At 71.3% G+C, this 21,289-nt stretch carries 23 protein-coding genes; 8 read left to right on the top strand and 15 right to left on the bottom strand.

The features are described 5' to 3' along the window. Positions 1 to 99: 99 nt before the first annotated feature. The 4 genes from F7R91_RS01315 to F7R91_RS01300 all read right to left on the bottom strand — a co-directional run bounded on the left by F7R91_RS01315 (position 100) and on the right by F7R91_RS01300 (position 1,937). Positions 100 to 387, bottom strand: a complete 288-nt coding sequence (locus F7R91_RS01315; RefSeq protein WP_225320486.1) for a hypothetical protein — start codon at positions 385 to 387, stop codon at positions 100 to 102. A gap of 41 nt (positions 388 to 428) precedes the next feature. After that, a complete protein-coding gene (locus F7R91_RS01310; RefSeq protein WP_150943514.1) occupies positions 429 to 725 on the bottom strand; it encodes a hypothetical protein in 297 nt (98 codons plus the stop codon). 124 nt (positions 726 to 849) lie between these two features. After that, positions 850 to 1,305, bottom strand: a complete 456-nt coding sequence (locus F7R91_RS01305; RefSeq protein WP_150943512.1) for a pyridoxamine 5'-phosphate oxidase family protein — start codon at positions 1,303 to 1,305, stop codon at positions 850 to 852. Next, positions 1,302 to 1,937 carry a VOC family protein gene (locus F7R91_RS01300; protein WP_150943510.1) on the bottom strand — a complete coding sequence of 212 codons (636 nt, stop codon included), beginning with the start codon at positions 1,935 to 1,937 and terminating at the stop codon, positions 1,302 to 1,304. Before F7R91_RS01300 ends, F7R91_RS01305 begins: the two co-directional genes overlap by 4 nt. Positions 1,938 to 2,073: 136 nt before the next feature. On the opposite strand from F7R91_RS01300, the gene F7R91_RS01295 reads away from it, so the two are divergent. From F7R91_RS01295 to F7R91_RS01285, 3 genes are all read left to right on the top strand, one after another. After that, positions 2,074 to 3,441: a pyridoxal phosphate-dependent decarboxylase family protein gene (locus F7R91_RS01295; RefSeq protein ID WP_150943508.1), complete on the top strand. Its 1,368-nt coding sequence runs from the start codon at positions 2,074 to 2,076 to the stop codon at positions 3,439 to 3,441. Positions 3,442 to 3,579: 138 nt separating this feature from the next. Then, complete coding sequence (locus tag F7R91_RS01290) at positions 3,580 to 3,987, top strand: carboxymuconolactone decarboxylase family protein (protein ID WP_150943935.1); 408 nt, start codon at positions 3,580 to 3,582, stop codon at positions 3,985 to 3,987. A gap of 64 nt (positions 3,988 to 4,051) precedes the next feature. Next, positions 4,052 to 4,495, top strand: coding sequence for a DUF6314 family protein (locus F7R91_RS01285; protein ID WP_150943506.1), 444 nt, complete (start codon positions 4,052 to 4,054; stop codon positions 4,493 to 4,495). On the opposite strand, the gene F7R91_RS01280 is transcribed toward F7R91_RS01285, so the two are convergent. Further along, positions 4,477 to 5,070 carry a histidine phosphatase family protein gene (locus tag F7R91_RS01280; RefSeq protein WP_150943504.1) on the bottom strand — a complete coding sequence of 198 codons (594 nt, stop codon included), beginning with the start codon at positions 5,068 to 5,070 and terminating at the stop codon, positions 4,477 to 4,479. The genes F7R91_RS01285 and F7R91_RS01280 overlap by 19 nt on opposite strands. Before the next feature lie 103 nt (positions 5,071 to 5,173). Further along, positions 5,174 to 5,611 (bottom strand): GNAT family N-acetyltransferase, encoded by a 438-nt coding sequence (locus F7R91_RS01275; RefSeq protein WP_150943502.1) that lies wholly within the window; start codon positions 5,609 to 5,611, stop codon positions 5,174 to 5,176. Between the two features lie 109 nt (positions 5,612 to 5,720). Here F7R91_RS01275 and F7R91_RS01270 point away from each other — a divergent pair, with 109 nt between their 5' ends. Continuing rightward, a complete protein-coding gene (locus tag F7R91_RS01270; protein ID WP_150943500.1) occupies positions 5,721 to 6,332 on the top strand; it encodes a DUF6461 domain-containing protein in 612 nt (203 codons plus the stop codon). On the opposite strand, the gene F7R91_RS01265 is transcribed toward F7R91_RS01270, so the two are convergent. Then, the gene (locus tag F7R91_RS01265) at positions 6,329 to 7,771 is read right to left on the bottom strand and encodes an aminotransferase-like domain-containing protein (protein ID WP_150943498.1); all 1,443 of its coding nucleotides are present in this window, start codon (positions 7,769 to 7,771) and stop codon (positions 6,329 to 6,331) included. The two genes, F7R91_RS01270 and F7R91_RS01265, sit on opposite strands and share 4 nt — an antisense overlap. On the opposite strand from F7R91_RS01265, the gene F7R91_RS01260 reads away from it, so the two are divergent. Together F7R91_RS01260 and F7R91_RS01255 are read left to right on the top strand one after the other, a co-directional pair. Beyond that, complete coding sequence (locus tag F7R91_RS01260) at positions 7,770 to 8,708, top strand: DMT family transporter (RefSeq protein WP_150943496.1); 939 nt, start codon at positions 7,770 to 7,772, stop codon at positions 8,706 to 8,708. The genes F7R91_RS01265 and F7R91_RS01260 overlap by 2 nt on opposite strands. Positions 8,709 to 8,802: 94 nt before the next feature. After that, positions 8,803 to 8,997, top strand: a complete 195-nt coding sequence (locus tag F7R91_RS01255; protein ID WP_150943494.1) for a DUF1918 domain-containing protein — start codon at positions 8,803 to 8,805, stop codon at positions 8,995 to 8,997. A 15-nt stretch (positions 8,998 to 9,012) separates the two neighbouring features. On the opposite strand, the gene F7R91_RS01250 is transcribed toward F7R91_RS01255, so the two are convergent. Then, complete coding sequence (locus F7R91_RS01250) at positions 9,013 to 10,296, bottom strand: glycoside hydrolase family 10 protein (RefSeq protein ID WP_150943492.1); 1,284 nt, start codon at positions 10,294 to 10,296, stop codon at positions 9,013 to 9,015. Between the two features lie 170 nt (positions 10,297 to 10,466). Between F7R91_RS01250 and F7R91_RS01245 the strand changes: the two genes are divergently transcribed. Beyond that, positions 10,467 to 11,342: a 3-hydroxybutyryl-CoA dehydrogenase gene (locus F7R91_RS01245; RefSeq protein ID WP_191971314.1), complete on the top strand. Its 876-nt coding sequence runs from the start codon at positions 10,467 to 10,469 to the stop codon at positions 11,340 to 11,342. A gap of 180 nt (positions 11,343 to 11,522) precedes the next feature. Continuing rightward, positions 11,523 to 11,780: a hypothetical protein gene (locus F7R91_RS01240; protein WP_150943488.1), complete on the top strand. Its 258-nt coding sequence runs from the start codon at positions 11,523 to 11,525 to the stop codon at positions 11,778 to 11,780. 27 nt (positions 11,781 to 11,807) lie between these two features. Here the strand turns inward: F7R91_RS01240 and F7R91_RS01235 are convergent, their stop codons facing one another. The 7 genes from F7R91_RS01235 to F7R91_RS01205 all read right to left on the bottom strand — a co-directional run bounded on the left by F7R91_RS01235 (position 11,808) and on the right by F7R91_RS01205 (position 21,113). Further along, on the bottom strand, positions 11,808 to 12,347 hold the full coding sequence (locus F7R91_RS01235; protein ID WP_150943486.1) for an NUDIX hydrolase: 540 nt from the start codon (positions 12,345 to 12,347) through the stop codon (positions 11,808 to 11,810). 119 nt (positions 12,348 to 12,466) lie between these two features. Continuing rightward, a complete protein-coding gene (locus tag F7R91_RS01230; protein WP_150943484.1) occupies positions 12,467 to 13,807 on the bottom strand; it encodes a transcriptional regulator in 1,341 nt (446 codons plus the stop codon). Positions 13,808 to 14,077: 270 nt separating this feature from the next. Continuing rightward, positions 14,078 to 15,121: a PP2C family protein-serine/threonine phosphatase gene (locus tag F7R91_RS01225; RefSeq protein ID WP_150943483.1), complete on the bottom strand. Its 1,044-nt coding sequence runs from the start codon at positions 15,119 to 15,121 to the stop codon at positions 14,078 to 14,080. A 164-nt stretch (positions 15,122 to 15,285) separates the two neighbouring features. Next, entirely contained in the window at positions 15,286 to 17,799 is a 2,514-nt protein-coding gene (gene pheT / locus F7R91_RS01220; protein ID WP_150943482.1) for a phenylalanine--tRNA ligase subunit beta, read from the bottom strand. After that, positions 17,799 to 18,920 (bottom strand): phenylalanine--tRNA ligase subunit alpha, encoded by a 1,122-nt coding sequence (gene pheS / locus F7R91_RS01215; RefSeq protein ID WP_150943480.1) that lies wholly within the window; start codon positions 18,918 to 18,920, stop codon positions 17,799 to 17,801. Before pheS ends, pheT begins: the two co-directional genes overlap by 1 nt. 162 nt (positions 18,921 to 19,082) lie before the next feature. Next, positions 19,083 to 20,213, bottom strand: coding sequence for a sensor histidine kinase (locus F7R91_RS01210; RefSeq protein ID WP_150943479.1), 1,131 nt, complete (start codon positions 20,211 to 20,213; stop codon positions 19,083 to 19,085). Positions 20,214 to 20,264: 51 nt separating this feature from the next. Further along, entirely contained in the window at positions 20,265 to 21,113 is an 849-nt protein-coding gene (locus tag F7R91_RS01205; RefSeq protein ID WP_150943477.1) for a TrmH family RNA methyltransferase, read from the bottom strand. Between the last annotated feature and the right edge of the window lie 176 nt (positions 21,114 to 21,289).

The following is a 21,289-nucleotide window of genomic DNA, read 5'->3' as shown; positions in this document are numbered from 1 at the left end:
CATCCATAATACATCCCAAACACCCCCCCCCCCCCCCCCCCCCCGGGGGGGGGGGGCCCCCCCCCCCCCCCCCCCCACCCCCGAAGTGCTTGTATCAGATCATTCGCCGCCGTCTTTCACGCGGAAGCCATTGGTCCAGTGCTCGGAGTCCAGGGTGTACTCGTGGATGGCGAACCCGTCGGGAGCCAGGCTGAATCCGGGAAGTCGCAGCGCGCTCTCGATGCGCTGTTCGGCCAGTTCCCTGCTGGAATAGAGCCCCATAATCATGTAGCTGTCATCGCGGTCGTCCCAGAAGAGCGGTTCCCCGTCCTCCATGAAGTCGGCGGTGACCTGGCCGTCTTCCGAGAGATGATGCCTGTGGACCAGGAGATGTACGGTCTTTTCCATGCCAACCTCTTACCAGCGTGCGGTCCGGACGATTCAGGGGATCAGTCTTCCACCGGGTCACCCGGGCGCTCGGTGAAGTACCCGTCGGTCCACAGGTCCTCATCGATCTCCAGGGGCGCTATGGTGAAACAGTTCGGCTCTTCACAGAACCCCGGAAGCCGCCTCGCTCTTTCAAGGTGGGCCTCGGCCGCCTCCCGGCGTGAATAGATGCCGAGAATCCTCCACTCCTCCTCGTCCAGGTGCAGGCTTCCGTCCGCGTCCCGGTGGATGATCCGGCCGTCCTCCTCCACTGCGAGGTGGCGGGCATGCCACAGGACATGCGTCTCGATTCCGCTCATCAGCTCACGTCCGCTTGTTCTTCTGTTGTGCGTCGGCTTGGTCTTTGAATGCCCAGGGTCTCCGTGCACCCGAAGCCGAATCTTCCCAGGTACCGATCTTCCGGGGCAACCGCGGCCACGCTTTTCACAGAAGCCAGCGGCCGTCGCGCATGAGGTCGCGTCCCCGCAGCTCGTTCGCCTCACGCCAGGCCTGGATGCGCCGCGGCCGGATCAGGAAGTACTGGTAGGGCTCGTCGAGTTCACGCGGGTCGAAACCGGTCTTCGCCGCGAAGGCGTCGCCCGCCTCGGTGCCGAGGCCGGCGATGTCCACCGGCTCGGCGATGCCCTCGACGACAACGACATCGCGGGTCCGCCCGAGGCCGAGCCGCACCCGGCCGTCGGCCAGCAGGTTGCGGCCGGTGACCGAGGCGCGCGGCGTCGAAACGAGGAACGCGGTCCCGTCCCAGAGAAATGAGAGCGGGATGAGGTGGACACCGCCCGGGGAGCCCGACGTCGCCACCCAGAGGTCGACGTCGCTCTCCAGCCTCGCGCGGGTGTCCCGCATCCTCTCCTCAAGTCCACGCGGCGGCGCGCCCGTCATGCCTCCTCCACCGTGGACACCGGCGACATGGCCTCCCACGCGAACCCGTCCGGATCCGTGAACGATCCGGCGTCGCCGCCGATCACGAGCCGGCGCGAACCGGAGCCGTCGGGAGAGACCCCGACGTCCTTGGCCAGGGCACGACGCCGGTACAGGGCCAGCTTGACGGGACCCGGCCCGGCGGCGAACTCGGCGTACACCCGGCCGAAGCTCTTCGTCACGGCAAGGCCCTGGCCGGCGTAGAACCGCTTGCTCGCGGCCACGTCAGCGACTCCCAGCAGCAGCACGATCTCATCGATCTGCCGGCTCGCCGGGCGGGTGTCCTTCTTCGCCGAGGTCGCGACCTTCCAGATCGTCCCGTCCGGGGCCTTGACGACCCCGCCGTAGCCCCAGAGCGACTTCGTGGCGGGCTTCAGCGAGGTGGCGCCCGCGTCGAGGGCGGCCTCGATGAGACTGTCGACGTCGGCCGGCTGGGACACCGTGAGACCCAGGATGAATCCCCGGAAGCCGGTCGTGGGCGCGTTTGAGACCCGCAGCCGTATCTGCGTGTCCAGACCGAAGGCGGCGCTGTGGAACCGGTGGGCGGCCGCGGGGTCGGCCACCTCGAGGGTGACGGATGCGATGGATGCCATGCCCCTCACGCTAGGCGCGGCCCACCGACAGGCGCTTCTCGAATCCTGACCGGTCCTGTCACGCCCGTTGATCACGCCGTGCGCGCGTGCCGGGCGGGGCTTGCGTGGCGGGGGTGGTGGGCGGATAGTCCGATGTATGGACGCGCGTGAGGCTGCGCTGCGGCAGGCGTATGAGCATGCCGTCCGCTGGCTGGCGAGTCTGTCCGAGCGTCGGGTTCCCGCCGGCGCTTCGGTCGACGAGGTCGTGCGTGCGCTCGGCGACGATCTGCCGGACGGGCCGAGTGCGCCCGCCGATGTCGTCGATCTGATGGTCACGGCCTGTGAGCCGGGGCTCACCGCGTTCCCCAGCGGTCGCTTCTACGGGTTCGTGGTCGGTGGCACCGAGCCGGCCGCGCTGGCCGCGGACTGGCTGGTCAGCGCCTGGGACCAGAACTGTGTGATGCGCGCCGTGTCGCCCGCCTACACCGCGGCGGAGGACATCGCGAGCGCCTGGCTGCTCGATCTGCTCGGCCTGCCGGACGGCAGCGCCGTCGGCTTCACCACGGGTGCCACGATGGCGAACTTCACCTGCCTCGCCGCCGGGCGGGACGCGATACTGCGCCGCGCAGGCTGGGACATCGGCCGTGATGGGCTCGCAGGCGGCCCGGCCGTGCGCGTCGTCGTGGGCGAGAACCGACACATGGCCATCGATCTGGCGCTGCGCTACCTGGGGCTCGGCAGACCCGAGCTGGTGAAGGCGGACGACCAGGGACGTATCGTGCCCGAGGCCCTGCGGCACACCCTCGCGGCCGACGGGCAGCAGCCCACGCTCGTGATCCTTCAGGCCGGCGACATCCATTCCGGCGCCTTCGACCCCTTCGTCGAGACGATCCGGGCCGCTCGCGAGGCGGGCGCGTGGGTGCACATCGACGGCGCGTTCGGACTGTGGGCGGCCGTGTCCCCGAAGCACGCACACCTGACGGCGGGCTGCGCGGACGCCGACTCCTGGGCGACGGACGCCCACAAGACCCTGAATGTCCCGTACGACTGCGGCCTCGCCATCGTGCGCGATCCGCTCGCGGTCCGCGCGGCGATGGGCCTGCAGGGCGAGTACCTCATCCACCACGAGCACGGCGACCCCATCGACAAGGTCCCCGAACTCTCCCGGCGCGGCAGGGCCTTCACCGTGTGGGCCGCGCTGAGGTCCCTCGGCCGGTCAGGGGTCGCCGATCTCGTCGAGCGGCTGTGCCGGCATGCTTCCACGTTCGCCGCCGGCATCGCCGGGATCGACGGCGCGAGGGTTCTCAACGACGTGGTGTTCACCCAGGTCTGCGCCGAGTTCGGCGACGACGACCGCACGGAACGGGTCCTCGCGCGGCTTCTCGACGACGGCACGACATGGATCAGCGGCTCCACCTGGCACGGCCGGCGCGTCATGCGGATCTCGGTGAGCAACTGGTCGACGACCGACGAGGACGTGACCCGGGCACTCGACGCGATCCGGCGCGCCTGCAGCAGCGCTTGAGGTCATCACCGCCGAGGCCGAACTCCCAGTCGTGGACCTCGGTCGGCGGTTGCCCTCAAGTGCGCTCCAACTCCTAGGGTCCTGACCATGAGCAACCCGAACGAACGACCCGACGAGCGACCCGACGAGCGACCCGACATGAACGACAGCACCACCCGTGAGGAGCGTTTCGCGCACGGAATGGAGGTCCTGGACAAGGTCGACGGCGAGGCCGGGCGGCGGGTCCTCGACGCGCTGGCCGACATCAACCCCGAACTCGGGCATCAGGTCGTCGCCTGGGCCTTCGGCGAGATCTACGACCGTCCCGGACTCGCCCCGCGCGACCGCCAGTTGGTCACCCTCGGCATGCTCACAGCTCTCGGCGGCTGCGAGGCCCAGCTCGACGTGCATGTGAACGCTGCGCTGAACGTGGGCCTCACCCCCGAGCAGATAGTCGAGGCCCTCACGCACTCCGCGGTGTACTGCGGCATGCCGAGGGCGCTGAACGCCACCCTCGCCGCGAAGAAGGTCTTCGCCGAGCGCCGGCTGCTGCCGCTGGGAGGATAGGTAGGGGCAGGAACCCTGGGCGAGTCGGCCGGCGGCAACCGGTTGCCATGACGGGAGGGACGGAATGGGCGAGTTCTGGCCGGTGCCGGACGTTCTGAAGTACCTCGCCGGCCGGTGGAGCGTGGAGCGCACCGTGCGCGATCGGTCGAGCGGAGACGGAGGCCGTTTCGAGGGGGTCACCGTGTTCCGCGCGCTGGACGGCGGAGGACTGCTCCACCAGGAGTCCGGCACCTTCCTCTGGCAGGGCGTCCCCCGCCCCGCCGAGCGGACACTGCGCTTCCTGCCGGGGAGCTCACCGGGGACGGCGGACGTGCGCTTCGCGGACGGACGGCCCTTCCACGGCCTGGACCTGACCTCCGGGCACCATGTCGCCGCGCATCCCTGCGCGGCGGACCTCTACCGGGGCGAGTTCACCGTCCGGGACCGGGACCACTGGCGGACCGTGTGGCGCGTGGGCGGTCCCGCCAAGGACCTCGTCCTGACCACCGACTACGCCCGCAAGGGCTGAGCGGGTATCCCGTCGCAGCGGAGGTGCCAGCGGCCGCCACGGCCCGAGACGGTGGTCGCCGACAGCGGGCGCACGTCGATGTTCCAGAAGGTCGAGGGCGGCGCCTTCAGGGCGTACACCAGGGCCGCGCGGATCACGGACGGCTCCGCCACGGCGACGACGGTGCATCCGTCCTCGACGGGCCGGGTGTCCAGCCAGCCGCCGACCCGGGAGATGAACGCGAGCAGCGACTCACCGCCGTGCGGTGTGGAACGCGGGTCGGCGAGCCAGGCGTCCACCGCCTGCGGCTCGCGGGCCATCGCCTCCCCGAGGGTCAGCCCGCGCCATCTGCCCATGGCGCAGTCCCGCAGGGCGAGCTGTACGAGCGGCGCATAGCCGAGGGCGTCCCCCGTGGCACGGCTGCGCGGGGTCGGTGAGCAGTAGCGCAACTCGGAGGCCGCGAGCGGCACCAGGTCGTGGGCGGCGCGCAGCGCCTCGTCCCAGCCGGCCTGGTCCAGCGGACGGGCGTCCTCGAAGCGCTCCGCGAGCAGCGAGGAGCTGCGTGCGGCGGCGACGAAAGTGACCCGAAGTGGCATGCCGCGATCGTGGGCGGCAAAAGTTCGCAGGTCAAGGGATGTTGTCTGGGATTTACCCAGGGTGTGCGAAACCTTACGTCAGGGTCAGGATCTGACGGACAACTCACCCGAAATGGAGCGCCATCCACCGATCGGGCTTCGCAAGGGCCGCGAACCCGACCTTCTCGTACACGCCGTGAGCGTCGTGGGTGGCGAGCAGAATGCGTCGCAGCCCGTACGGCCGCAGGTGCTCGCGCACGGCCTCGACCAGCGCCGTACCGATCCCCTTCCCGCGCACGGCCGGATCGACGTACACGTCACACAGCCAGGCGAACGTCGCCCGGTCGGTCACAACCCGGGCATATGCCACCTGCTCCCCCGAAACAGTGTTATACACCCCGAAGTTGAGCGACCCCTCGATCGCCCGCTCCTGCTTCTCCCGGACCCGGTCCATCGCCCAGTACGCGTCGGTCGACAGCCAGCGATGCACCCGCTCGACGTCGATACGACCGGAATCGGCGGATGTCTCATAACCCTCGGGCAGGCGCGCGGTGTCTGTCATGCCGCGAGATTCCCAGCACACAGCCACGCAAGTCGAACGGTTTTCACCACCGGACGGGGGCGTGGTCGGTGGCGGGGGCATTGTCAGTGGCGGGTGCGATGCTGCACACATGACTGGGACGACGACGGCCGCGGACTACGCGTGGCTCGAAGAGCGGTACGAGGACTTCATGGAGGCGTTCTGCGTCACCCTGGTCCGGGGCCTGTCCCCTGAGGAACTGCTCGGGGAACTGGGGGCCGGAGGCTACGTCCGGACAACCGGCGTGGACGGACTGTACGAGCCGTCGTTCGCCGTGAGCGAGCCCAACCGGACGTTCGTCGGGGCCGTATCGCTGGGCGAATGGACGCTGCTGGCCGAGCACAACGGCCTCCTCGGCATCACGCACGAGGCCATGCTCCCCCTCTCGCGCGGCCGCACCGTGGTCTCCCACTTCCGCAACGTCAACGCGGTGGACCACTTCTGCTGGTACGAGGACGGCGAGCTGCGACTCCACTTCGAGCCCCTGTTCGTGTACCACCGCGACGGCACGCATCCCGATGAACTGCTCGTCGAGATGCGTGAGTCGGGCTTCGACCTGAGCAAGGACGACGACCGGGACTACACCCACCACACCGAAGCGGCGTTCGCGCTCGCCCACCGCATCACCGGCGTTCGCCTGACCCCGGAGCTGTTCGCCTCGGGCGAGTTCCTCTGCGGCCTTGCGCGGGAGCCCCGTGACTAGAGCACCTCCTCGCAGGCCGTGCGCAGGCGACGTACGCCCTCCGAGATTTCTCCCGGTCCGGCGACCGCCGCGAAGCTCAGGCGGGTGTGGGGGGCGGGGGGTTCGGCGCTGAAGTAGGGGCGGCCCGGAGTGATGGCGACGCCTGCGCGCAGGGCGGCCACGGTGAGTGTCTGCTCGTCCGTGCCGTCCGGCAGGCGCAGCCACAGGTGGTAGCCGCCGGACGGGATGTGCGGAAGGGTGAGTTCGGGGAGGTCCCTGCTCAGCGCTGCGGTCATGGTGTCCCGGCGGGCCTTCAACTCGGCGGAGATCGTGCGCAGATGGCGCGGCCATGCCGGGGAGCCGACCAGTTCGAGCGCCGCCTCCTGCAGGGGCCGGGGCACGAAGAACGTGTCCACGACCTGGATGGCGCGCAGCCGTTCCAGCACGGGCCCGTGGGCGGCCAGTGCGCTCACCCGGAAGCTGGGCGAGGTCGCCTTGGTGAGCGAGCAGACATGGACGACGACTCCGTCGGGGTCCTCGGCGGCGAGCGGACGCGGCAGCGGCCCGGCGTCCTCGTGCACGAGCCGACGTACGAAGTCGTCCTCCACGACGAACGCACCGGCCCCGCGCGCGATGCTCAGCACCTCGCCCCGGCGTGCGGCGGCGAGCACGGCCCCGGTCGGGTTCTGGAACAGCGGCTGGCAGACGAAGACTCGGGCACCGCTCGCCCGGAAGGCGTCCGCGAGCAGGGCGGGCTTCACGCCGTCCGCGTCCACCGGTACGGGAACCGGGCGCAGGCCCGCGGCCCGGGCGATCGCCAGCATGCCCGGGTAGGTGGGCGACTCCACGAGCACCGGCGCCCCGGGCGGGGCGAGCGCCCGCAGGGCCGTGGTCAGTGCGGACTGGCCGCCCGCCGTGATCAGCACCTCCGCGGCCGTGACGGTCCCGCCGGGTCCGCCGATGCTCCGCGCGAACCACTCCCGCAGCTCGGGCAGTCCCTCCATGGGCGGCCGCCCCCAGGCGCCGGGGCGGCGTCCCGCCCGGGACAGGGCCGCCGCCATCGCCCGCTCCGGCTGCAACGAGGGGTGCAGATAGCCGCCGTTGAACTCGATGACACCGGGCGGCGGAGCCGCGAGCGAGACCAGCACGCCGGAGGCGTCCACGGAGCGCGGTACGAGGTCGGCGGCGCCGTCCGCGCTGAGCGCGACCTCCTGCCAGGAGGTGTCGCCGACGGGAGCGCCCGTGGCACGCGGCTCGGCACGGAACGCGCCGGCGCCGGGCCGGGTCACCACCAGACCCTCGGCGGCCAGCTGCGCGAGGGCCCGTGAGACGGTCACGGGGCTGACCCGGAACCGTTCGACGAGCGCACGGCTCGACGGGAGCTTTCCACCCGGCGAGTAGCGGTCCAGCTCTCTCCGCAGCCTGCCCGCCAGATCGCCTACGCTGCTACTCTCTTGCATGAGAGCACAGAGTAGCGCTACCGCACCAAGCCGGGTAGCGGTGGCCGCCCCCGCCACGACGACCACGACGGCCGCGACGACCAGGACGACCGGCACCCTCCAGGCCGCCCTCGGCGTCACCGCCTTCTCCCTCACCTTCCCCGCCACCGCCTGGGGCCTGGAGGGCTTCGGGCCGTGGTCGCTGGTGGCCGTGCGCAGCGTCCTCGCGGCCCTGATCGCGGGCAGCTGTCTGCTGGCCGTGCGCATCCCGTTCCCCGGCCGCCGCCACTGGCCGGGGCTCGCAGTCGTCGCCGCCGGCGTCGTCGTCGGCTTCCCCCTGCTGACGACCCTCGCCCTGGAGACCTCGACGACCGCGCACGCCGCCGTCGTCGTCGGCCTCCTCCCCCTGACCACCGCGCTGTTCTCCGCCCTGCGCACGGGCACCCGCCCCTCCCGCACCTTCTGGACGGCGGCCCTCGCGGGCGCGGCGGCGGTGCTCGTCTTCACGGCGCAGCAGAGCGGCGGCGCCCTCACCTCCGCCGACCTGTACCTGTTCGCCGCGCTGCTGGTGTGCGCCGCCGGCTACACCGAGGGCGGCCGGCTGGCCCGGGTCATGCCGGGCTGGCAGGTCATCGGCTGGGCGCTGGTGCTGTGTCTGCCGCTGAGCCTGCCGGCCGCCGTGCTCGCGCTGTCGTACGAGCCCGTGCAGCCGACCGCGCACAGCGTGACCGGGCTGCTCTGGGTCGCGGCCGGCTCTCAGTTCCTCGGCCTGGTCGTCTGGTACCGGGGCATGGCCGCCATCGGCATCCCCAGGGCCAGCCAGTTGCAGTTGGCTCAGCCCCTGCTCACACTGGTGTGGTCGGTGCTGCTGCTGGGCGAGCACCTGACGGTGGCCGCTCCGCTGACGGCTGCGGCGGTGCTCGTGTGCATCGCCGTCACACAGCGGGCGCGGGGCTGAGCGGCGTACCCGAGACGGGTTCCAACAAACGTGCGGCGCCGTAGACTCAGAGCCACGGACCGCTGCTCCCGCACTTGGTGAGGAGGCCCAACAGATGCGTGCAACCGTGGGCGACCAGCTTGTCCAGCACGGCAGGGTGGTCGGACAGCACGACAAGGTCGGCGAGATCGTCGAAGTGATGGGGCAGGAGGGCAATCCCCCGTACCGCGTCCGCTTCGAGGACGGGCACGAGGGCGTGTGCTCACCCGGCCCCGACACCGAAATCCGCCACAAGAACGCCGCACACTAGTCCTCGCACAGGGGATCAGCGCGGGGGTTTCGCCGGCTGCCCGTAGTGGTCGGCGACCACCCGCGCCATGCTGCCGATTCGGTCGACGGCCACGTCCTCGGCGGAGAAGAACACGTGCCCGCGCGCCTCGGGGTACTTCCTGGCCCGTGCGAGATGCCGGGACAGCTCGGCCGGGTCCTGCCAGGCGGCGGGCTGCGCCGGATCGCCGGCCTTGTACAGCGCCTCCCCCAGGTACAGCGTCGTCCGCGTGCCCCGCGCCACCTCCGCCCACCACGGCAGCAGTACGGCGTAGTCGGCGGCGGGGAAGCCGATGTTCCAGTAGAGCTGCGGGCAGATGTAGTCGATCCAGTTCTCGCGGACCCAGCGGCGCGTGTCCGCGTGCAGATCGTCGTACGTCTGCACACCCGCCCGGGTCTGCGAGCCGAGCGGGTCGGTGCCCGCGTTGCGCCACACCCCGAAGGGGCTGACACCGAAACGCGCGGCCGGGCGGGTCTGCTTGATACGGGCCGCCATCTCCCGCACCAGCCTGTCGATGTTGTCGCGGCGCCAGGCGGCCCGGTTCGGGAAGGCTGCGCCGTGGCGGTCGTAGGCCGCATCGTCGTCGAAGGTCTGGCCGGCCACCGGATAGGGATAGAAGTAGTCGTCGAAGTGCACGGCGTCGACCGGGTACTTGCGCACCGCGTCGAGCATGGCGTCCTGGACGAAGGCACGGACCTCGGGCAGCCCGGGGTTGTAGTAGAGCTTGCCGCCGTACGTGACCACCCAGTCCGGGTGCCTGCGGGCGGGGTGGGAGGCGACGAGTCTCTTCGGGTCCGCGTGCAGGGCGATCCGGTACGGGTTGAACCAGGCGTGCAGCTGCAGTCCGCGGGCGTGTGCCTCCGTGACGGCCGTGCCCAGCGGGTCCCAGCCCGGCGCCCGGCCCTGGGTGCCGGTGAGGTACTCGGACCACGGCTCGTGGGGCGAGGGCCACAGGGCGTCGGCCGTGGGCCGCACCTGGAAGACGACCGTGTTGAGGCGGTTGCGGACGGCCCCATCGAGGTGGGCGATCAGTTCGGCGCGCTGCTGGGCCGCGGTCAGGCCCGGGCCGGAGGGCCAGTCCCGGTTGGCCACGGTGGCCAGCCACATGCCCCGCATCTCGGAGGTCGCCCGCCGGGGCCCGGGGACGCCCGAGGCGCCGTCACGCGGCGCGGGCCCGGGCGAGGCGCCCGTACGCGGCCCCGGTACGGCCGAGGCTCCCGACCCCGTCGCAAGCGTCGCCAGCGCGGCCGTCGCGAACGCCCGGCGTGTGACCCGGCCCATGCGCACACCCCCCTCGCCCCGGATCCGCGCCCTCACGGATCCTTTTCCGCGCCCAGGATGCCCCACCCCGGCGATCGATCATCGATACTTCGGAGTAACGTGCACGAATGGAGCAGGCACCGAACCACGGCGAACCTGCCACCCAGCCGTACCTGAGCGAAAGGGACGATGTGACGGACATCGCAGCGGGCGAGATCACGCGCGTCGGAGTGGTGGGCTGCGGCCAGATGGGAGCGGGCATCGCCGAGGTGTGCGCCCGCGCCGGTCTGGACGTGAAGGTCGCCGAGACCACCGGCGAAGCCCTGGAGATCGGCCGGACCCGGCTGTTCGGCTCCCTGTCCAAGGCCGCGGGACGCGGCAAGATCACGGAGGAGGAGCTGGCGGCCACACAGGCGCGGCTCGGCTTCACCACCGACCTCGGCGAGTTCGCGGACCGCGATCTGGTGATCGAGGCCGTCGTCGAGAACGAGCAGGTCAAGACCGAGATCTTCCAGGTGCTCGACCAGGTCGTGACGCGCGCCGACGCGATCCTCGCCTCCAACACCTCCTCGATCCCGCTGGTGAGGCTGGCGGTCGCCACCTCGCGGCCCGACCAGGTCATCGGCATCCACTTCTTCAATCCGGCCCCGGTGCAGCAGCTCGTCGAGCTGATCCCGGCGCTCACCACCTCCGAGGGCACGATCGCCCGCGCCCAGTCCTTTGCCGAGAAGCTGCTGGGCAAGCACGCCATCCGCGCCCAGGACCGGTCCGGGTTCGTGGTCAACGCATTGCTGATCCCCTATCTGCTCTCCGCGATCCGGATGTTCGAGTCGGGCATCGCCAGCCGCGAGGACATCGACAACGGCATGGAGATGGGCTGCGCCCACCCCATGGGCCCGCTGAAGCTGTCCGACCTGATCGGCCTGGACACGGTCGCTTCGGTGGCGCACAGCATGTACGACGAGTTCAAGGAGCCGCTGTACGCCGCTCCCCCGCTGCTCCAGCGCATGGTCGACGCGGGCCGGCTCGGCCGGAAGACCGGTTCCGGCTTCTACACCTACGGCTGATGACGAACCGTGAGCGGTACGGGCCCGGCACGCATGCGTGTGCCGGGCCCACCGCATTCACACACCGTGTGCGCACCGGGCTCGCATATGCCCCTCGCACACTCTCCCCACGTGTCAGCCTGGCGAGTTGACTCCTCATGCGTATGCAAGGGATGTGTCGACTACGGAAAGGAGCGACACGTGACCGCCGACCCCGAGCATCCCGTGGTCCATGGAGAACTCGCAGAGTTACGCCGACGCCTCGATGTGGCCTACGCCCGCGTCGAGGGAGGGCTGGCTCTGCTCAGCCATCGCACCGAGGAGACCGACAAGGAAGTGGACGACCTGAGCGCCCGGATCGTCGCGCTGGAGCATTCCCGCTGGCCGCTGCCGGCAGTCGCCGCCCTCACCGCCGTGGGCGCACTCGTCGTGGCCGTCTGGCAGGCCCTGGGGCGCTGAGGCCTCGCCGGGGGGCGCCGTGGGGGATCAGGCGTCCTGACCGAGCCTCAGATGGTGCAGGAGCAGCAGTGCGGCCGCCATGTTGGCGGCCGGGACCTCGCCGCGGGTGACCATGTCGGGGACGAGCTTGAGGGGGACCCATTCCCGGCGGTCCGACTCGAAGTCGTCCACGGGATGTCCGGTGTACTCGCCCTCGTCGGACCAGTAGATGTGGTGCCGGGCGTCGGTGAGCCCGTTGGACGGCTCCACGCTCATGAGGTGGTGCAGGGGCCCTGGCCGCCATCCGGTCTCCTCCTCCAGTTCCCTGGCGGCGGCGGACGCGATGTCCTCGCCGTCCTCGACGATGCCCGCCGCGAGTTCCCACCCCCAGCTGTCGGTGATGAAACGGTGGCGCCACAGGAGGAGGACTTCATTGGCCTCGTTCACCACCGTGGCCACGGCGACGGGCCGCAGCCGTATCAGGAAGTGGTCGAGGTGCCGGCCGTCCGGCAGCTCGACATCCGCGAGATTGACGCTGAACCAGCGGTTTACATAGACAGTTTGTTCGTTCTGTTTCGTCCACTGCACGGTTCTGCCACCTTCCGCCGAGTAAGTGGCAATATCGCAGCAGGAGCGGTGGGACAGCAGGCGCACAGCGATCCACTCGCGGCGCAGCGCAGTGATGTCGACGGGTTCGTGCGCGGGGCCTAGAGCGGTACGCGCAGGGCCCCGTCGATCAGTTCGGCGGCCTCGGCCGTACCGGCACAACCGCTGCGCACCAGATGCTCGCGGACCGCGCGGAGTCTGTCCCGAAGGCGCTGGGACTCCATCCCCCGGGCCTGCTCGGCCATCTGCACCGCTGTGGCCACGGCCTTGTCGGCGTTGCCCTGCCGCAGTTCGATCGTGCTGAGCATGGCGAGCCGGTGCACCCGGCCCCGGTCGTGCGCCGGATTGCCGACGGCGGCCGTCGCGTGCTCCCCGGCCGCCGCCAGCTCGCCGAGGCTGAGCAGCGCCTCCGCCACCTGGACGTTGACCAGTCCCGGCTGGACATAGCCGGTCTCGTCGGGCTCGTATCCGCGCCGGATGCGTTCGGCGGCCTGCTCGGCACGCCGGATGCAGGACAGCGCGCTCGTGCCGTCGCCCAGGTGTGCGTACGCCTTCGCCTGCATCGCGTACAGGTCGGAGGCGAGCGCCGGGGTGATGTGCCGGCCGGCGGCGCGCAGCGCGGCCTCCGCGAACGCGACGGCCTGGCGATGCTCCCGCATGAACAGCGCCTGGTTGACGAGGAGCGCGATCACATAGGCGCCCAGTCCCCGGTCACCGCTGGCCTTGGCGAGCCTGAGGGCCTGGTGGAAGTAGCGCTGGGCGAGGCCGTGTGCGTCGGAGTCGTATGCGCAGATGCCGGCGATCGCCACCAATCCGCCGGTGGCGCGGTGGAGTTGGCGGCCGGTCGCGTCGGTGTAACTGCCCCGCAGCAGCGGGGCGGCCTCGGCGTTGAGGAAGCCCACGATCCGGGTGCGGGTCGCTATGCCGCCGGCCTTGCGGTACATCTGCTCGTAGTGGGTACGCGCCGCACGCAGCATCTCCAGGTCCGCGGCGGTGACCCGGTGCCGCCCACCGCGCGAGACGTCCACGTCCTCCGGCGGGTTCTCCCACTCCCATACGGGCATCACGGCGGGCGTTCCCGTGACGGCGGGCGCGCCCAGGATGTGCGGGCGTTGCTGCTCGTCGGACCGCCACAGGGCGGTGGCACGCTCGACGAAGCCGGACAGTGTCGTACCGTGCGGGGCGGAGGGCTCGCCGGGCACACCGAGCCCGATGTCGTCGAGGGTGACGGGCCGTTGCAGCCGTCCGGCGAGTACCTCGCAGATCAGGTCGGGCACCTGACCGCGGGGCCGCTGCCCCTTCAACCACCGTGCCACGGCGGTGTGTTCGTATCTGAGGGCGAGGCCACGCGCCCGGCCGGCCTGGTTGACGTGCGCGGCCAGCCCCGCGTGTGAGATTCCGGCCTCGTCCAGAATCGCGTCGAGCAGAGTGTTGGGCTGCATGGATGCCCCCCGGGTGGCTCGGTGCCGACAGAGTAGTGCGTCCGCCTTCACACGGGGTGTGAACGAAGTGCTCGAATCCGGGCTGTGTGCGCGCTGTTGCGGAGAGTTTCCAGCCGGTTGACTGAAATGCCTCGTAAGAGGCCGGCCGGGCCGTCGGCTCCCCCTCGTACAGTGCGGCGGCCCGATTCCGCGCCGTCCGCCCAGCTGCCTGCCCGACACTCCGTGGCGGGGCGGACGGCTGCGCCGGCGCTGCGCTTGCAACGCCGGGGACTACAGGTGGTTCGTTGACTGCGGGTGCGTTGTGGCTGAGCGCGCAGTTCCCCGCGCCCCTGAGGTGCGTCTGTCGTTGCGTAGAACCAATAAGGCAACGTCATCCGCAGGTGCCCCGCCCGTGTGGCGCTGAAGGGCGGTGAAGACGGAGCCCAATACCGCCTGGGGTACCAGCGGGTCATCGCGGACGGTCTCTGCCAGCACCTCGCGCAGCGGAAAGAACCTGCCTCGCGCGTCCCTCGCGTCCTCCGCGCCGTCCGTGTGGAGGAACAGGGCCTCGCCCGGCTGCAGGTGGCCGCAGTGCTCGACCGGCAGTTCGGGTGGGAGAGGGAAGGGCCCGAGCGGAGGGAGGGGATCCGCTCGGGCGAGTGGTTCCACGCCCGTCGCGCTCAGCACATACGGCCAGGGATGGCCGCAGTTCAGGGCGCGCACCTCGCCGTCCTGGGGGATCTCCAGCAGCAGTACGGTGACGAAGTCCTCGGCGGCCGGGCCGTCGTCGTGGGTCCGCTCGCGCAGGTGCCGGGCCAGGGCACGGTCCAACCGGCGCAGCACACCGCTGAGTTCGGCCTCGTCGTGCACGGCCTCGCGGAAACTGCCGAGGACGGCGGCGACCGTGGCGACCGCGGTGAGCCCGTGTCCTTTGACGTCGCCCATCACCACGCGTACGCCGTGCTCGGTGGCGATGACCTCGTACAGATCGCCGCCGATCGCGGCGGCGCGGTCGGCGGACAACTGCGCGGCTGCGACGTCCATCCCGTCGATACGCGGGGGCAGCGGCCGCAGCAGCGCGCTCTGGGCGGCGCCCGCGACCCGGCGGACCTGCCGGAGTTCGCTCAGCAGCGCATGGTGGATGTGAAGGATCAGCCCGCTGCCGACGGCGAAGAAGAGGGCTCCGGTCACGGCCCGCGCACCGATGCTCTCCTGCTGGGCCAGCGGGCAGGTCAGTTTGTAGGTGACCCCGACGGCGCCCCAGGCGAGGGGAAGTCCGAGTGAGAGCACTCGACGCAACGGCCGACGGGGAACCCCAGCCTTGATGCGGATCATCCGATGGCCCCCCATTAGGCCCTACAGCGCAATCGGACCGACCCCGAGAGGCCGGTCCGATTCTTTCGACCGCAGGGCCCGGAAGGCCCGGTTCACCAGCAGAACTCACTCCATCGAGTGAGGTGACTGCACGCGGCCCCCAGGGGGCGCGGGGCAGGGGCGCCCTAGCTCCGCAGAACCGCCCCCGTGCGCTCGCCGGCGAGGGCAACCGCCGCGTCCCGGGCCGCCGACGCCTCGTCGACGGTCAGCGTCCGGTCCCCCGCGCGGAAGCGCAGCGCGTACGCCAGCGACTTCTTGCCCTCACCGAGCTGCTCGTCGTTCTCGTACACGTCGAACAGCCGGATGGCCTCCAGCAGGGCACCGGCCCCCTCGCGCAGCGCGGCCTCGACCTCGCTGTGCGGTACGGGCTTGTCGACGACGAGGGCGACGTCCTGTGTGGCGACCGGGAACGTGGAGATGCTCGGCGCCTGCGGGGTGCCGTCGCCGACCTGCTCCAGGACGTCCAGGTTCAGCTCCATCGCGCTGGAGCGCGCGGGCAGCCCCAGGGTCTTCAGGACCCGCGGGTGCAGTTCGCCCGCGTGGCCCACGACCCGCTCGGTGCCGTCGGCGACGACCACGAGCTCGGCGCAGCGGCCCGGGTGCCACGGTCCGTACTGTCCGGCCCGCACGACGAGTTCCGCACCGGTCTCGCGGGCCACGGTCCGCGCGGCCTCGACCGCGTCGGCCCAGTCGGCCGGACGGCCCTTGCCCCACCAGCCGGCCTGCTCGCGGGCCCCCGCGAGGACGACGGCGACATGCCGCGGCTGCTCGGGCAGCGCGGCGTTCAGCCGGGCGATCTCCTCGTCGGTCGGGCGCCGGTCGACCGGCGGCGAGACGGCGACGCGCTGCTCCTCGTGCGGGAGGAAGACGAGGCCGGTCTCGAACAGGGCCAGGTCGTGCGAGCCCCGGCCGTCGTTGCGCCGCAGCGCGCCGAGCAGGCCCGGAAGCAGCGACGTACGCAGCGCCGGCTCCTCGTCGTTGAGCGGGTTGACCAGCTTGACGACGCGGCGGGCCGGGTCGTCGGCCGCGAGGCCGAGCTGGTCGAAGGCATGCTCGCTGATGAAGGGGTAGTTCGGCGCCTCGACGTACCCGGCCCCGGCCAGGGCGCGGCCGACCCGGCGGTGCAGCCGCTGCCGGTGGGTGAGGCCTCGGCCCGAGGGCGGCTTGGGCAGCGTGGAGGGCAGGTTCTCGTAGCCCTCCAGCCGGATGACCTCTTCGGCCAGGTCGTTCGGCTCAAGGAGGTCGGGCCGCCACGACGGCACGGTGACGGTCAGCTCGTCCTGCCCGTAGACGTCGCAGCCGACCTCCTGGAGACGGCGTACGACGGTCTCGCGGCCGTACACGACGCCCGCGACCTTGTCCGGGTGGCCGGCCGGGACGGTGATGGTGTGCGGCGTGGCCGGGGCGCTGGCCTCGGTGACGCCGGCCTCGGCGGTGCCGCCCGCGAGCAGCACCAGCAGGTCGACGGTGCGCTGCGCGGCCGCGGCGGCCGCCTGCGGGTCGACGCCCCGCTCGAAGCGCTTGGACGCCTCGGAGGACAGCTTGTGGCGGCGGGCGGTGCGGGCGATGGTCACCTGGTCGAAGTGGGCCGCCTCGATGACGACGTCCGCGGTCGCGTTCTCGAGATCGTCGTGATCGGCGATCTCGGTGTCGGCGCCGCCCATCACACCGGCGAGGCCGATCGGGCCGCGGTCGTCGGTGATCACCAGGTCCTCGGCGTGCAGCGTGCGCTCCACGCCGTCGAGGGTGACGATCTTCTCGCCCTCCTCGGCCCGGCGCACGCCGATGGTGCCCTGGACCAGCCCGCGGTCGTAGGCGTGCAGCGGCTGGCCGAGCTCCATCATCACGTAGTTGGTGACGTCGACGGCGAGCGAGATCGGGCGCATGCCGACCTTCTGCAGACGGCGCTGGAGCCAGATCGGGGAGCGTGCCTCGGGGCTCAGACCGGTGACGGTGCGCGCGGTGAAGCGGTCGCAGCCGACCGGGTCGGAGACCTGCACCGGGTAGCCGAACTCGTTCGCCGTCGGCACGTCGATCAGGGCGGGGTCGCGCAGCGGCAGGCCGTAGGCGATGGCGGCCTCGCGGGCCACGCCGCGGATCGACAGGCAGTCGCCGCGGTTGGCGGTGACGGCGATGTCGAGGACCTCGTCGACCAGTTCGAGCAGTTCGACGGCGTCCTTGCCGACCTCGGTCTCCGGCGGCAGCACGATGATGCCGTGGGTGCCGTCGTCGCCCATGCCCAGTTCGCCGCTGGAGCAGATCATGCCGTGGGACGTCTTGCCGTAGGTCTTGCGGGCGGAGATCGAGAAACCTCCCGGCAGCGTGGCGCCCGGGAGGACCACGACGACCTTGTCGCCGACGGAGAAGTTGCGGGCGCCGCAGACGATCTCCTGGGGCTCCCCGGTGTCGTTGGCCTGGCCGACGTCGACGGTGCAGAAGCGGATCGGCTTCTTGAACTCCGTCAGCTCCTCGACGGTCAGCACCTGGCCCACGACCAGCGGGCCCTTGAGGTCGGCGCCGAGGTGCTCGACGGTCTCGACCTCAAGGCCGGCGGAAACGAGCTTGGCCTGGACGTCACGGCCGGTTTCGGTCGCCGGCAGGTCGACGTACTCCCGCAGCCAGGAAAGCGGGACCCGCATCAGATCTCCATCCCGAACGGCCGGGTGAACCGGACGTCACCCTCGACCATGTCTCGCATGTCATCGACGTTGTGGCGGAACATCAGCATCCGCTCGATGCCGAACCCGAAGGCGAAGCCGCTGTACTTCTCCGGGTCGACGCCGCAGGCGGTGAGCACCCGCGGGTTGACCATGCCGCAGCCGCCGAGCTCGATCCAGCCCTCGGACGAGCAGGTGCGGCAGGGCCGGTCGGGGTTGCCGACGGACTCGCCGCGGCAGACGTAGCACACCATGTCCATCTCGGCGGACGGCTCGGTGAACGGGAAGAAGTTCGGCCGGAGCCGGGTCTTCATTCCCTCGCCGAACAGCGACTGGACCATGTGGTCGAGGGTTCCCTTGAGGTCGGCCATGGTCAGGCCCTCGTCCACGGCGAGCAGCTCGACCTGGTGGAAGACGGGCGTGTGCGTGGCGTCCAGCTCATCGGTGCGGTACACACGGCCGGGGCAGATCACATACACCGGCAGCTCACGGTCGAGCAGCGAGCGGATCTGCACGGGCGAGGTGTGGGTGCGCAGTACGACGCCGGACTCGGTACCCCCGTCCGGGCCCTGCACGAAGAACGTGTCCGCCTCGCCGCGGGCCGGGTGGTCCGGGCCGATGTTGAGGGCGTCGAAGTTGAACCACTCGGCCTCGACCTGCGGGCCCTCGGCGACCTCGTAGCCCATGGCCACGAAGATGTCCTCGATGCGCTCCGACAGCGTCGTCAGCGGGTGGCGGGCGCCGGCCGGTACCCGGTCGTACGGCAGCGTGACGTCCACCGCCTCCTCGACCAGCACTCGGGTGTCGCGCTCCGCCTCCAGCTCGGCCTGACGGGCGGCGAGGCCCTTGTTCACGGCGCCACGGGCCTGACCGACGCGCTTGCCGGCCTCGGCCTTGGCGTGCGGGGGCAGGGCGCCGATCTCGCGGTTGGCGAGGGCCAGCGGCGAGGTGCCGCCGGTGTGGGCGACCTTGGCCTCCTGGAGCGCGTCGAGGGAGTCCGCGGCGGCGAAGGCGGCGAGCGCCTCGTCCCGCATGCGCTCGATCTCTTCCGGTTTCAACGCCTCGACCTCGACAGGGTCGTACGACTTATTGGGTGCCGACATCTCTTCCCGTGCTTCCGGTTGGCTGGCTGACGTGCCCCGTCTTCGACTCGGAGACGAATCCCTGAGACGGATCGGGAGACGATCCGTCTCTGGTTTTGGGACGCAAAGGTGCCAATGGCCGAGTCTAACGGGGTCGGGGTATGCGAATCGCCCGCGGGCTGCTCAGGCCAGATAGGCGGGAGCGCTCACGGGCAACGTAAATCGGAACTCGGCGCCGCCGACGGGGGCGCGGCCGACCGTGATGGTGCCGCCGTGGGCCTCGACGATGCCCTTGACGATATAGAGCCCGAGGCCCGTGCCACCGCGCTTGCTGCCCCGCCAGAAGCGGGTGAAGACGCGGTTCATGGACTCCTCCGGGATGCCGGGCCCCTCGTCGCTCACCGTGACCGATGTACCGGCGTCGTCCCCTTCGCGCGGGGACGCCGAGGGCGTGATGTCAATCGTGACGGTTCCCTCGCCGTGGCGCACCGCATTTTCCAGCAGGTTGCTCAGCACCTGGTCGACCTTGTCGGGGTCGGCCCACAGGTCGGGCAGCGGCTGCTCGATCCGGAGCAGGAACCGGTCGGCGGGCTGGCCCGCGGCGACGTACGCCTGGATGTGCCGGCCGACGGCCGCGCCGATGTCGACGGGCTGGCGGCGCACCTCCAGCCGCCCGGAGTCGATCCGCGATATGTCGAGCAGCTCGGCGATGAGGCGGGTGACGCGGTCGGCGTCGGCGTCGACCGTCTCCAGCATGAGCCGCTTCTGGTCGTCGGTGAAGCGTTCCCATTTGGCGAGCAGGGTGGCCGTGAAGCCCTTGACCGAGGTGAGCGGCGAGCGCAGCTCGTGGGCGACGGTGGCGATCAGTTCGGCGTGGCTGCGTTCGGTGCGGCGGCGGGCCTCGGTGTCGCGGAGGCAGACGACGACCCGGCGGACGGGTCCGGTGGGTTCGGCGCGGACGTAGCGCGCGGACACGAGGACCTCACGGCCGCCGGGGAGCAGCAGATTGCGCTCGGGCTGGCGGACCCTGATGGCGAGGCCGCCGTACGGGTCGGTCAGCTGCCACCAGCGCCGCCCCTCCAGGTCCTCCAGGGGCAGTGCCTTGTCCAAGTGCCGGCCGAGGGCGTCGGCGGCGGGGACGGCGGTGATGCGCTCGGCGGCGGCGTTGAACGTGACGACCAGGCCGTCCTCGTCGGCGATCACCAGACCGTCGGGCAGTTCGTCGGGGTCGATGCCGCCGGGGTCGCCGTGCCGGGACCGGGCCGGGCCCCGCACGTCCGGTGATCCCGGTGCGCTGCTCGTGCCGACACTCATCCCCGTACCCAACCTCTCAGACGGCGCAGGGCCCCCGAGCTGGTCACCCTACTAGCTCTCGGTGACGGAGCGGCACCCTCCGGAGGCGCGCTGTGCACGGGCTGACGCATAGAGACATACGGCGGCCGCGGTGGCGAGGTTCAGGCTCTCCGCCTTCCCGTGGATCGGGACGCGCACGACGGCGTCCGCGAGTGCGCGCGTCTCCTCCGGGAGCCCCCAGGCCTCGTTCCCGAACACCCAGGCGGTCGGCCCGCCCATGGTGTGCTTGTCGAGCTCGTCGTCGAGGTCGTGCGCGCCGGCTCCGTCGGCGGCGAGGATCCGGACGCCGGCGCCCTTGAGCCCTTCGACGGCCCGCTCGACGGGCACACCGACCGCGACGGGAAGGTGGAAGAGGGAGCCGACGGAGGCCCGTACGGCCTTGGGGTTGTAGAGATCGACGGAGGCATCGGTCAGTACGACGGCCTCGGCGCCGGCGGCGTCGGCGCACCGCAGGACGGTGCCGGCGTTCCCGGGGTCCCGTACATGGGCGAGGACGGCGACGAGCTTGGGCCGCGCCGCGAGGATGTCCTCGAAGGGGGTGTCGAGGAACCGGCACACACCGACGAGGCCCTGCGGGGTGACGGTGGTGGAGATGTCGGCGATGACCTCCTCGGAGGCGAGGTGCACCCGGGCGCCGGCGTCGCGGGCCTCTGCGACGATGTCGGCGTAGCGCTCCGCGGCCTCTACCGTGGCGAACAGCTCGGTCAGCGTGTCCGCGTGCGCGGCGGCCTCCCGCACGGCCTGCGGCCCCTCCGCGAGAAACAGCCGCTCCTTCCCCCGGAAGTTCCGCCTGGCCAGCCGCCGGGCGGCGGAGACGCGGGGGGAACGGGGGGAGATCAGCTCGGGGGTGGCGGGGGGCATGTGCTTCTCACCTTCGGACAGCTTCTCCTGCGCAACGGCGCTCGATCGGTACGGCGGGTTTCGGCGGTCCCGAACCGGGCGGGTCGACGCGCTGTCCTGCTCGCGCCGCAACAGCACGCATGCCCGCAGCCAGGTCGGCTCGACAGCCGCAGCTATGCCGGCGCGACTGCCCGCCG

Origin of the sequence: Streptomyces luteolifulvus (genome assembly GCF_008806595.1) — a bacterium.
GTDB lineage: Bacteria > Actinomycetota > Actinomycetes > Streptomycetales > Streptomycetaceae > Streptomyces > Streptomyces luteolifulvus.
This window is presented reverse-complemented; position numbering and strand designations above follow the sequence as displayed.